A 12,066-nucleotide genomic window follows, 5' to 3' on the forward strand; every position below is an offset into this window, starting at 1 on the left:
ATGTGCTTGATGTGAGTGAATTTAACCATTTTCGCATTAATCACAGCACACACTTCGCTGAAAATCAAAATCACATTAATGGAATTGAGAATTTTGGGAGCCAAGCAAAACGCCATTTGCGTAAGTTTAACGGCATTCCCAAAGTGCATTTTGAGCTGTATTTGAAAGAATGCGAATGGCGTTTTAATCACAGTGACTTAAAATCTCAAATATCCTTTTTAAAACAATTGGTTAAGGGTAGTTTAGGTTAGTTATCTAGGACAGCCCCAAAATCAAATACAAAAATACAACCTATTGTTTCTATTAAATAGTATTGATAAGTTAAGCTACGCCTAGCTTAACATTAGTGCTATACTACTATCAAATGTAATGAGGTATCTAATGAAAAAAACATCTTTGTTTAGTCTATTCACTTTTAGCTTACTATCAGCCTGCTCCAGCCTACCAACGTCCGGCCCGAGCTATAGCGAAGTCTTAGCAAGTAATGAAAATAACGCTGAAACACAATTACCTGAAGTCAATTTAATCAAGTTAGATAACATCACCGTACAAAACTTATACCAAGCGCAACAATCTCAACGTTTTTCAGGCTTTGATGGCTCAATCGGTGTGGGTGGTTATGCCGGAACAGTTAATGTAGGCGATATATTGGAAATATCCATTTGGGAAGCGCCACCTGCCGTGCTATTTGGTGGAACATTTAGTGCAGAAGGGCAAGGTAATGGGCATTTAACTCAATTACCACAGCAAATGGTGAACAAAAATGGTACGGTAACTGTGCCTTTTATCGGTAACATTAAAGTGGCAGGGAAAACGCCTGAAGCTATTCAAAATCAAATTGTTGGTGCATTAAGCCGTAAGGCCAATCAGCCTCAAGCATTAGTTCGTATTGCGAATAACTTGTCGTCTGATGTTACTGTTATCCGCCAAGGAAATAGCATTCGTATGCCATTAAGCGCAAATAACGAGCGCATTTTAGATGCCGTTGCGGCAGTAGGTGGTACAAGCGAAAATATTGAAGATGTAACGGTTCGTTTAACACGTGGAAATAAAGTACGTTCGATGGCGTTTGAAACCTTAATTGCCGATCCCTCACAAAATATTACATTACGTTCAGGCGATGTTGTTGCCTTAATGAATACGCCTTATAGCTTTACCGGCTTGGGGGCTGTGGGAAATAATCAGCAAATGCGTTTCTCAAGTAAAGGGATTACACTTGCTGAAGCTATAGGTAAGATGGGGGGATTAATTGATGATCGTTCAGACCCTCGTGGTGTGTTCGTATTCCGCCATATTCCTTTTACACAATTAGATTACGATAACCAAGCTCAATGGCGTGAAAAAGGTTATGCAGAGGGAATGGACGTTCCAACTGTTTATCAGGTGAATTTATTAAAACCGCAATCAATGTTTTTATTGCAGCGTTTCCCTATTCAAGATAAAGATATTGTATATGTGTCGAATGCTCCACTGTCTGAATTTCAAAAATTCTTGAGAATGATTTTCTCCATTACTACACCAATTACAGGTACAGCTAATACAATTAGAGCGTACTAATTAGCTCATAGATAAAATGGTAAAAAATCATTAAAAAATGACCGCTTGTAACACTTTTCGTTGAGGATTTTATGTCAAAGAAGAAAAAACATTTTTTAGCCAACCCTTTGTTGTGGCTAACTGTAATTATTCCAACTGCTTGTTCCGGAATTTATTATTCCTTATTTGCCTCTGATATTTATGTTTCAGAATCTAGCTTTGTGGTTCGTTCACCGAATAATCAATCCAGCTTAACCGGCGTGGGTGCTTTATTGCAAAACTCCGGTTTCGCCCGTTCTCAAGATGATACCTATTCAGTTCAGGAATATATGCGTTCCCGTACCGCATTAGAGCAACTTGAAGCAGAAATTCCGGTAAAACGTTTTTATAGTGAGCAAGGTGATTTACTAAGCAAATTTAACGGTTTCGGATTTAACGATACCCAAGAAGCGTTTTACCGTTACTTTAAAGAACATCTGAATATTGATGTCGATTCTATTTCAGGTATTGCGACGTTACGCGTTCGTGCTTTTAATGCCGAAGAAGGGCAGAAAATTAACGAGAATTTATTACAGCAAGGAGAAACATTAATTAACCGTCTTAATGAAAGAGCAAGACAAGATACGGTTGAGTTTGCAGAAGAACGCGTAAAAGAGGCCGAAAAAGATGTCAATAATACTGCGTTAGCATTAAGCCAATATCGAACCAAAAATAAAATTTATGATTTACCTGCACAATCCGGCGTCCAGCTCTCATTAATTTCTACCTTAAAAAGTGAATTAATTCGGGTTGAAACACAATTAGCACAATTGCAGTCAATTACGCCGGATAATCCTCAGGTAGCCGCATTACAAATGCGTCAAAAAAGTTTGAAAAAAGAAATTGATGACCAATCTAAACAACTTGCAGGAGGTAATACTTCTGTGGCAACGCAAACAGCTGAATATCAGCGTTTAGTTTTAGCTAACGAGCTAGCTCAACAACAGCTTTCAGCGGCAATGACATCGCTACAAAATACAAGAGGAGAGGCTGATCGCCAGCAACTTTATTTAGAGGTAATTGGTAAACCAAGCAAACCGGATTGGGCATTAGAACCCTACAGAATTTATAATATTATATCAACTTTTTTTATCGGCTTAATTCTATTTGGAGTATTAAGTTTGTTAATAGCAAGTATCAGAGAGCATAAAAACTAATGCGATATGGTGATAATACAACCTTTAAACGTTCCTGCGTGATTCAAAAACGAGTGATTCACGCTCTTTTAATGCGAGAGTTGATCACCCGTTATGGGCGTAGAAATATTGGCTTTTTATGGCTGTTTATTGAACCCTTATTATTAACTCTAATCATTTCATTAGCTTGGAAGTACATTAAAGCTGATAAATATTCTACGCTTAATATTGTTGCATTTATGCTTACCGGCTATCCGATTGCAATGATGTGGAGAAATACAACAAATAGATCTAAGGGAGCTATATCCGCAAATATTAGCCTGCTTTATCATCGAAACGTTCGTGTATTAGATACCATATTCACTCGAGCTTTATTGGAAGTTGCAGGGACATCTATTGCTCAAATCCTATTAATGGCGTTTTTTATCGCTATTGGCTGGATAGATGTACCCCACGATATTTTCTATATGCTTTGTGCTTGGGTATTAATGGCATTTTTTGCATTAGGTTTAGGCTTAATTATCTGTGCATTAGCACATTATATTGAACCATTTGGCAGAATTTGGGGAACCTTTAGCTTCGTATTACTTCCATTGTCCGGAGCATTCTTTTTCGTCCATAACTTACCATCACAAGCACAGCAAATCGCACTGTGGTTTCCAATGATTCACGGTACAGAAATGTTCAGACATGGCTATTTTGGCGAAACTGTCATTACCTATGAAAGCATTAGTTATATTATAGTCAGCGATCTTATTCTGTTATTCATCGGCTTACTCTTTGTGAGAAGTTTTAGTAAAGGAATCGAACCTAGATGATTAGTATTAGAAATGTCAGTAAGCGTTATAGAACAAATAGCGGTTGGCGTACCGTTCTTAAAGATATTAACTTTGAGCTAAAAAAAGGTGAAAAAGTGGGTATTTTAGGGCGCAATGGTGCAGGAAAATCAACCTTAATCCGTTTAATGAGCGGAGTAGAACCTCCAACAACAGGTACGATTGAACGTCAAATGTCGATTTCTTGGCCACTGGCATTTAGTGGTGCATTCCAGGGTAGTTTGACCGGAATGGATAATCTTCGTTTCGTCAGCCGAATTTATGATGCTGATTTTGACTATGTAAAATCTTTCACCGAAGAATTTTCAGAACTCGGCGAATATTTATATGAACCGGTAAAAAGCTATTCTTCTGGTATGAAGGCCCGTTTAGCCTTTGCATTATCGCTTTCTATTGAATTTGATTGTTACTTAATTGATGAAGTGATTGCAGTAGGCGATGCTCGATTCGCTGCCAAATGTAAGCACGAGCTTTTTGAAAAACGGAAAGACCGTTCATTGATTTTAGTTTCTCATAGCCCAGCCTCAATTAAAGAATATTGCGATTCTGCAATGGTTTTAGAAGAGGGTATCATGCATACTTTTGATTCTATAGATAACGCTTATAATTTCTACAATAAAACATAAAAGAACAAGCGGTTATATTTCACAAGTTTTTCGCAAAAAACTCTCAAAATATAACCGCTTGTTACTAAAACTGAAAATTAGAAACCTGCGTCTTTTTCTAATTGTTCAACTAATGCCTCAGCTAAACCTAAAGCATCAGCTAAATTAGCTAAGAAAACGATTTCTTTGCGTTCTAAATCTCTGCATACTGCACGGGAAGCTAAGTAAACTTGTGTAGCCAATGCTTGGTCATTACCTACTTGGCGGGCAATCTCTTCAACTGTAGCCGGAGTGTCCATTTCTTGACGAATCCACTCAATGACTTCAGCCTCATCTCCAACTTGGGAAACAATAGCTGCTTTTTCCTCTTCAGTAATAGCACCATCTGAAGCAGCAGCGGCAATCATTGCTTGTAAAATCACTTTACTTGCCACATTTTCATCTACATTTTCAAAATTATTTTGGCTAAGTTCTGAAACCGATGAATTTTGCGCTTGATACTTTTGGTATGCTTGATAAGCAAGGCTACCGATAGCGGCTAAAGAGCCTAATTTTGCTAAACTTGAACCGCCATTACGCCCAAATAACGTTGAAATTAAACCAATAGCGACAGCGCCGCCACCAATTTTAGCGATCTGATCGTTTTTAGAATTACCTTTAATTAATCCGTTTGTAGCGGCATCTTTTGCTGTATCTAATACTTGACTTAAAATCTTACTGAAATCCATTTTTGTTCCTCTTGGTAAGTAAATGAAATTTACTCATTAGTCCTTAGATTCAAACAAGAGTTCAATTCAAATTAAAGATAATTTCCACAACAGTGCTTAAACTTCTTTCCGGAGCCACATACACAAGGTTGTTTTTGATGAGGCAAAGGTACGGTAGGATCCACAAAAAACCATCGCTCATCAATTTGAACAAAAAGAGAGGTTTCGTGGTGTCCCTGTATCCCCTCATCTGTATCAAAAAAGGCTTTAAATTCAACCTGACTATGTATTCTCGAAAGAGAAGGTAAGTGATTTAGCACGGATAATCCTACCCATTTTGTATTTTCAGCCCACTCTTTCATTGCAGTCTGATCAAGTAATTTCTGCTGACTTGGCACTGTCGTTTCCACAATATAGGGAATATTAACCAAAGTATAAGCACTGTAACGGGAGCGCATTAATTGCTCTGCCGTTGATGCAAATGTCTGTTTTAAATGGAAAGGTTGGCAACATTCAGCGTAGCGTTTGCCTGTTTGGCAAGGACAAGCGGTGATTTTTTCTAACATTTTTACATTTCCGCATAAAAATAAAGATGTGAAAAGTTTACGCTATAAATAAAGAAAAATAAATTTTATAAAAAAGCGTGACATACCCCTTGTGGATAACTTATGCAAAAATCGTGAATTTTTTGGGTATTCATTGCTTTAAAAAGCCTTTATTCTATAGATTGTGGATAACTTAAGATTTTATCCACAGGTTAATTTATTGGTTAATTGATAGTATTCACCTATTTAAATTATACTAACTTATTGTTTTTAAATGAAAAGATCTTTTGTTCACAGAAAAATTAGGATCTAATAAGAGTAAGAATAAAGATCTTTATATAGATCTATATTATATTTAGTGTCGCATTTAGATCTTAACCTCTCTAAAAATCTATTTCCCAGATGATCCCTTTTTACGCTAAAATATGCGCTCATTTTTCAGCAGAATTTGTAAGATAGTAGAAGAGATATGATTTACAACCAAATTTACGATGTGATCGTGGTCGGCGGTGGTCACGCCGGCACAGAAGCGGCCCTAGCACCGGCACGAATGGGCTTAAAAACCCTGATTTTAACCCACAATGTTGATACCTTAGGGCAAATGTCGTGCAACCCGGCTATCGGAGGGATCGGCAAAGGCCATCTGGTTAAAGAGATCGATGCGATGGGCGGTTTAATGGCAAAAGCAACAGACGTTGCCGGGATCCAATTCCGTACCCTAAACAACTCAAAAGGGCCTGCGGTGCGTGCCACCCGTGCCCAAGCTGACCGTGTGCTTTACCGTAATGCGGTACGCACTGCGTTAGAAAATCAACCAAATTTAGATATTTTCCAGCAAGAAGTAGTGGATATTTTGGTGGAAAACAACCGTGCAGTGGGTGCAGTTACCAAAATGGGCTTAACGTTTAAAGCCCGTGCGGTAGTTTTAACCGCTGGTACGTTCTTAGCGGGTAAGATCCACATTGGGTTGGATAACTATGCAGGTGGTCGTGCCGGCGATCCTGCTGCAACAATGTTGGCAGATCGTCTGCGTGATCTGAATTTGCGTGTTGATCGCCTTAAAACAGGTACACCACCTCGCCTCGATGCCCGTACCATCAACTTTGACGTACTTGCCAAACAGCACGGCGATGAGGTGTTACCTGTCTTCTCTTTTATGGGCGATGTCTCACAGCACCCACGCCAAATTCCGTGCTACATCACCCACACTAACGATCAAACCCACGATTTAATTCGCAACAGTCTTGATCGCAGCCCGATGTACACCGGTATTATCGAAGGGGTTGGTCCACGTTACTGCCCGTCTATTGAAGATAAAGTAATGCGTTTTGCCGATCGTAATAGCCACCAGATCTACCTTGAACCGGAAGGCTTAAATACGATTGAGGTTTACCCGAACGGGATCTCCACCAGCTTGCCGTTTGATGTGCAAATGGGGATCGTCAACTCAATGAAAGGCTTGGAAAACACCCGCATCATCAAACCGGGCTATGCGATTGAGTACGACTACTTCGACCCGCGTGATTTAAAACCAACCCTTGAAACCAAAGCGATTGACGGTTTATTCTTTGCCGGACAAATTAACGGCACGACCGGTTACGAAGAGGCAGGTGCGCAAGGTTTGCTGGCAGGGATTAACGTAGCGTTACAGGTTCAAGGTAAAGAGGCGTGGTATCCAACCCGTGATCAAGCCTACACCGGCGTGTTGGTGGACGACCTCTGTACATTAGGCACCAAAGAGCCATACCGTGTGTTTACCTCTCGTGCCGAATACCGTCTGTTGCTGCGTGAAGACAATGCGGACATTCGTTTAACACCAAAAGCCCACGAACTAGGATTAATTGACGAGGCACGTTGGGTGCGTTTCAACCAAAAAATGGAAGCGATTGAGCAAGAAAGAGCTCGTTTGAAATCCACTTGGGCACATTTGCAAATGCCAAATCTGGACGAATTGAACGCGTTATTGGCTAATCCTTTAGCCCGTGAAGCAAGCGGTGAAGACTTAATCCGCCGTCCTGAAATGAGTTACGAAAAGCTGACCCAAATCGCCCTATTTGCCCCTGCTATTGAAGACAAGCAAGCGGCAGAACAGGTGGAAATTGCGATCAAATATCAGGGCTATATTGAGCATCAATACAACGAAATCGAACGCCATAAACGCCACGAAAACACCCTGATTCCGGTAGAGTTTGACTACGACAAAGTCGAAAGCCTCTCCAACGAAGTGCGAGCTAAATTGATGCAACACCGCCCTGTCTCCATCGGGCAGGCAAGTCGCATTTCCGGCATCACACCGGCAGCGATTTCCATTCTGTTGGTGAATTTGAAGAAGCAAGGAATGTTGAAACGGGGTGAGCTGTAAATACTACAAGCGGTTGGTTTTGCAGAAATTTTTGCAAAATTGACCGCTTGTATTCTTTGGAGAAGGAAATACCCGAACTACCGCCGTATTTTTAATGATATATCTGCGTAAACTCGGTTTTTCGCCGTTCGATCACCAAATGTTTGCCCAACCTTCGTGGTATTTCTGCAATGCACTTGTTCATACCAATTATGAAAATCTGCGACAAGGTGTATTTGTGACTAAAGCGTATTTAGTGATGTTTCTTGAAAATTTATTGTTTGAAAAAAGTCATTCGTTAAGTAATCGGGCATTGCGTATTAATGAAAATAATGATTAAGGAATTTGCAAAATGTTAGCTAAATTAAACCGCTTGCTTGCTCAAGCCGAAATAAATTTGACCGATCAACAAAAAGAGCAGTTAGTTGGTTTTGTGAGATTATTGGATAAATGGAATAAGGCGTATAACCTCACTTCCGTTCGCAACCCTGATGAAATGTTGGTTAAACATATTTTGGACAGCCTTGTTGTTAGTCGTCATTTACAAGGCGAAACGTTTATTGATGTCGGCACGGGGCCGGGGCTACCGGGCATTCCGCTGGCGATTGCTAACCCTGATAAACAGTTCGTGCTACTAGACAGCTTAGGCAAACGCATCACTTTTATCAAAAATGCGTTGCGTGAGCTTGGTATTAAAAACGTTACCCCAGTGCAAAGTCGAGTGGAGGAATACACTGAAAGCCAGTTTGACGGCGTATTAAGCCGAGCCTTTGCCTCGCTTAATGATATGATCGACTGGTGTTATCATTTACCGACTGAAAACGGTAAATTTTATGCATTAAAAGGCGTGTATGATGAGCAGGAAATAACTGAAATCAAACAACCGATTCAGCTAGTGGAAGTGATTAAGCTTGAAGTACCTGAGTTGGTAGGAGAACGGCATTTAGTAGTGTTGAAAAAGCCCTAATACATTGGAAGTTTAATGATACAAGCGGTCGAATTTGTAAATTTTTTTGCAAATCTGACTGCTTGTGTTAACTATTTTTCATAAAGCATACCTGGTTAATAAGGTGTGCTTTTTTTATAACCTATTATTTCATCTGATTTATTTCTATTTTGTGATGTGCTTCACAAAAACAAAAAAACATAATGTAGTAAAAAATATTCGTAATTGAAGCCCTTATTTCTTTACCTGAAAATAAGCGAACTTAATTATATAACGAGGAGGTTCGTAATGAACAGGGTAACAAATAAGGCAGATGAGTTTGCTAAACTCAGTACGTTTGAACGTATTGCTTATGGTAGTGGCGACTTAGCCCAAAATTTAGTTTTTGGTACAGTTGGTGGTTTCTTACTCACTTACGTAACTACTGTAAACGGCATTTCTGCCGTAGCAGGAGTAACGATTTTCTTAATTGTAAAATGGGGAAATGTGTTTTGGGATCCGTTTGTCGGTGCCTTTATTGACAAAAGCAAGCCCTCAGCACAGGGTAAATACCGCCCGTATTTACTGAAATTTGGGATTCCTCTTGTGGTTTTAGCTTCACTACTATTTCTTCCTCTTGAATCAGTACGTGGCTCAGTGATTTATGCTTTCCTTTCTTATTTTGCCACTGCGATGGGTTAATATTCCTTATGGCTCGCTTTCTGCTTCTCTTACTCGAGACACAGACGAAATTGCTAAATTAACCACAACCCGTATGACAATGGCAAATATCGCTAATTTGTTTGTTTATACCTTATTCCCACTTTTTGTGTAGTTACTTGCACCACACGCCGAATTAAAAAACACCGGCTTTTTCGGTATTGAGCTCTATTTAGGTGATTATATGTCTGCTGCTGCAGGCCCTGCTTGGTTTAAGGTTTATGCGGTCTATATGGTAATTGGATTTGTGGCGTTAATGCTCTCTTATTTTGGTACTAAAGAGCGGATTATTCCAACAGCGGAAGAAACAGATAAAGTCAAGTATTCAGATTTAGTTAATGAACTCAAACGCAATCGTCCATTACAGATTTTAGGGTTATTCTTCTTAATAGGTTTTACTTTTATGTTCTTCGGAAATACGGTGTGGCCTTTTTACCTAAAATATAATATTGGGCATTCTGAGTGGATTGCCTCCGTCGGTTTATTAGGCTCTATCCTTGGGATTTTCGTTCTAGGGCAACTTTGTCTATGGGTATGGCAATTTGACTCCTTCAAATACTCTCCAACCTTAGGCTATATCGGTCGTTTCTTACAACAATGGGGATTAACTTCTGCTACCGGTTTTATGTGGGCGTTAGTGCCTGAGGTTGTTACCTTTGGAGAGTTTAAGTCGAAAAAACGTGTAGCAGGTATTATTAATGCGTTAATGGGCTTGTTCTTTAAAATCGGCTTGGCGTTAGGCGGTATTATTCCGGGTTATATTAATGCGGTTTATGGTTTTAACGGCTCGCTTTTGGCTCAAACCGAAGAGGCTTTATTTGGTATCAATCTTTCAATGATTTGGGCTCCAATTATTTTAGCGATTATTGCAGGATTTGTGATGAGTCGCTATCCGTTAAGCGATACTGATATTGATCATATCAACGAAAAAATTACTGCTTATTCCAAATAATTTGAGTATAGGAGAATAGATTATGCAAATTCAAAATCCAGTTTTACCCGGTTTCAATCCAGATCCATCTATTGTGCGTGTGGGTGATACTTACTACATTGCAACTTCTACTTTTGAATGGTTTCCGGGAGTGAGAATTCACGAATCGAAAGATTTAGTGCATTGGAATTTAGTTAAAAATGTCTTAGATACAACCACGTTGTTAGATATGCGAGGCAATCCCTCTTCAGGTGGTATCTGGGCTCCTGATCTTTCTTATGCGGAAGGTAAATTTTGGTTGGTTTATACCGATGTAAAAATTACAGACGGTGCATTCAAAGATATGACTAACTATCTAACTACTGCCAAAGAAATTCAAGGTCCTTGGTCAGCTCCGATTAAATTGAATGGTATTGGGTTTGATGCTTCGTTGTTTCACGATGATGATGGGCGAAAATATTTAGTGCAACAGACTTGGGATCACCGTGAATATCATCACCCCTTTGACGGTATTACGTTAACGGAATTTGATGTTGCCACAATGAAACTCAAACCTGAAACCCAGCGTACGATTTTTGAAGGTACAGAAGTGAAATTGGTGGAAGGTCCACATATTTATAAAATTAATGGCGAATATTATCTGTTTGCGGCGGAAGGCGGCACAGTATTTACGCATCAAGAAGTAGTGGCTCGTTCTAAAACATTGGAGGCTCACTCTTTCCAACTGGCTCCAAATACACCGTTTATTACTAATTTTGATACACCTAATTCTTACCTACAAAAACAAGGGCACGGTTCATTAGTTGATACCCCAAGTGGTGAATGGTATTACGCTTCCCTCACAGCAAGACCTTGGAATCATGCAACAGAATCCGCAACCGATCCTCGTGGTTGGTCAACATTAGGGCGTGAAGCCGCCATTCAAAAAGTAGAATTTGATCAAGACGGCTGGCCTTATATTGTGGGTGGACACGGTGGAAAAACCTTTGTAGAAGCCCCAAAAGATGCAATTTTTACCGAAGCTCCTATTGATCATTCTCAACACGATGAGTTTGATAGCTCAACGTTAGATATTAACTGGAACACTTAAGAGTGCCTTTTAGTAAAGAGATGGGCGAAGTTGGTAATGGTGTTTTAAAATTGATTGGGCGAGGCTCTCTTGCAAATACACACGATTTATCGCTAATCGCACGCCGTTGGCAAGCCTTCTATTTTGATGCGGAAACCAAAGTGAAATTTACACCGTTTTCTTATCAATCTATGGCAGGTTTAACTAACTATTACAATCACTCACACTGGTCTTGGATTTTCATCACCAAAAATGATCAAGGACAACAGGTGATTGAAGTTGCAGAAAATAAAGGTGGACTCAGAAATGGGCAATATACTTCTTACCTTAAAGATAAAGCAATTGTCATTCCTGATGGAACGGAGTATGTTTGGTTTAAGACTAAAGTTCGGAAAGAAACTTACCGTTATGAATATTCATTCGATGGCAAACAATGGCACACAATGGCACACTATTCCGGTTGAATTAGATGCGGCAGTGCTTTCAGATGATTATGTGTTACGCAGTTATGGCGGTTTCTTCACAGGAGCTTTTGTCGGGCTGGCTGCAGTGGATTACTCCAGTTATGAATCTACAGCAGAATTTAGCTACTTTGACTATAAAGAGTTAGGCGATAAGCAACTTACAGACGGCTCATTCTCTTGGGAAAAATCTGAAAGTTGCTTTGGCTAAAATG

The 12,066-nt window shown here is 39.6% G+C and carries 15 protein-coding genes; 13 read left to right on the plus strand and 2 right to left on the minus strand.

Annotation, left to right across the window (positions count from 1 at the left end):
• The 5 genes from EDC41_RS04260 to EDC41_RS04280 form a co-directional block, all read left to right on the plus strand.
• The coding region (locus EDC41_RS04260; protein WP_132303654.1) for a transposase at nucleotides 1-251 on the plus strand (251 nt) is incomplete at its 5' end.
• Between the two features lie 130 nt (nucleotides 252-381).
• A complete protein-coding gene (locus EDC41_RS04265; RefSeq protein ID WP_006251416.1) occupies nucleotides 382-1,557 on the plus strand; it encodes a polysaccharide biosynthesis/export family protein in 1,176 nt (391 codons plus the stop codon).
• A 71-nt stretch (nucleotides 1,558-1,628) separates the two neighbouring features.
• Nucleotides 1,629-2,732 (plus strand): capsule polysaccharide transporter, encoded by a 1,104-nt coding sequence (locus EDC41_RS04270; protein WP_006251415.1) that lies wholly within the window; start codon nucleotides 1,629-1,631, stop codon nucleotides 2,730-2,732.
• Nucleotides 2,732-3,529: an ABC transporter permease gene (locus tag EDC41_RS04275; RefSeq protein ID WP_006251414.1), complete on the plus strand. Its 798-nt coding sequence runs from the start codon at nucleotides 2,732-2,734 to the stop codon at nucleotides 3,527-3,529. Before EDC41_RS04270 ends, EDC41_RS04275 begins: the two co-directional genes overlap by 1 nt.
• Nucleotides 3,526-4,173 carry an ABC transporter ATP-binding protein gene (locus tag EDC41_RS04280; RefSeq protein ID WP_006251413.1) on the plus strand — a complete coding sequence of 216 codons (648 nt, stop codon included), beginning with the start codon at nucleotides 3,526-3,528 and terminating at the stop codon, nucleotides 4,171-4,173. Before EDC41_RS04275 ends, EDC41_RS04280 begins: the two co-directional genes overlap by 4 nt.
• A gap of 77 nt (nucleotides 4,174-4,250) precedes the next feature.
• On the opposite strand, the gene EDC41_RS04285 is transcribed toward EDC41_RS04280, so the two are convergent.
• Together EDC41_RS04285 and EDC41_RS04290 are read right to left on the minus strand one after the other, a co-directional pair.
• Entirely contained in the window at nucleotides 4,251-4,880 is a 630-nt protein-coding gene (locus EDC41_RS04285) for a tellurite resistance TerB family protein (RefSeq protein ID WP_006251412.1), read from the minus strand.
• 71 nt (nucleotides 4,881-4,951) lie between these two features.
• On the minus strand, nucleotides 4,952-5,425 hold the full coding sequence (locus EDC41_RS04290) for a YchJ family protein (protein ID WP_006248290.1): 474 nt from the start codon (nucleotides 5,423-5,425) through the stop codon (nucleotides 4,952-4,954).
• Between the two features lie 448 nt (nucleotides 5,426-5,873).
• Here EDC41_RS04290 and mnmG point away from each other — a divergent pair, with 448 nt between their 5' ends.
• The 8 genes from mnmG (at nucleotide 5,874) to EDC41_RS13835 (ending at nucleotide 12,062) form a co-directional block, all read left to right on the plus strand.
• Nucleotides 5,874-7,766 (plus strand): tRNA uridine-5-carboxymethylaminomethyl(34) synthesis enzyme MnmG, encoded by a 1,893-nt coding sequence (gene mnmG, locus EDC41_RS04295; protein WP_006251411.1) that lies wholly within the window; start codon nucleotides 5,874-5,876, stop codon nucleotides 7,764-7,766.
• Nucleotides 7,767-7,860: 94 nt separating this feature from the next.
• Entirely contained in the window at nucleotides 7,861-8,085 is a 225-nt protein-coding gene (locus tag EDC41_RS04300) for a hypothetical protein (RefSeq protein WP_006248292.1), read from the plus strand.
• A 12-nt stretch (nucleotides 8,086-8,097) separates the two neighbouring features.
• Nucleotides 8,098-8,712, plus strand: a complete 615-nt coding sequence (rsmG, locus tag EDC41_RS04305) for a 16S rRNA (guanine(527)-N(7))-methyltransferase RsmG (protein ID WP_006251410.1) — start codon at nucleotides 8,098-8,100, stop codon at nucleotides 8,710-8,712.
• Nucleotides 8,713-8,979: 267 nt separating this feature from the next.
• Complete coding sequence (locus EDC41_RS13820; protein ID WP_006251409.1) at nucleotides 8,980-9,372, plus strand: MFS transporter; 393 nt, start codon at nucleotides 8,980-8,982, stop codon at nucleotides 9,370-9,372.
• Nucleotides 9,373-9,574: 202 nt separating this feature from the next.
• Nucleotides 9,575-10,342: an MFS transporter gene (locus tag EDC41_RS13825; protein ID WP_006251407.1), complete on the plus strand. Its 768-nt coding sequence runs from the start codon at nucleotides 9,575-9,577 to the stop codon at nucleotides 10,340-10,342.
• A 22-nt stretch (nucleotides 10,343-10,364) separates the two neighbouring features.
• On the plus strand, nucleotides 10,365-11,411 hold the full coding sequence (locus tag EDC41_RS13665; protein WP_006251406.1) for a glycoside hydrolase family 43 protein: 1,047 nt from the start codon (nucleotides 10,365-10,367) through the stop codon (nucleotides 11,409-11,411).
• Nucleotides 11,412-11,413: 2 nt separating this feature from the next.
• Complete coding sequence (locus tag EDC41_RS13830; RefSeq protein ID WP_235658919.1) at nucleotides 11,414-11,854, plus strand: beta-xylosidase family glycoside hydrolase; 441 nt, start codon at nucleotides 11,414-11,416, stop codon at nucleotides 11,852-11,854.
• A complete protein-coding gene (locus EDC41_RS13835) occupies nucleotides 11,799-12,062 on the plus strand; it encodes a beta-xylosidase family glycoside hydrolase (RefSeq protein ID WP_235658918.1) in 264 nt (87 codons plus the stop codon). Before EDC41_RS13830 ends, EDC41_RS13835 begins: the two co-directional genes overlap by 56 nt.
• Nucleotides 12,063-12,066: the final 4 nt, after the last annotated feature.

Source organism: Mannheimia haemolytica, from assembly GCF_004342115.1.
Taxonomy (GTDB): Bacteria; Pseudomonadota; Gammaproteobacteria; order Enterobacterales; family Pasteurellaceae; genus Mannheimia; species Mannheimia haemolytica.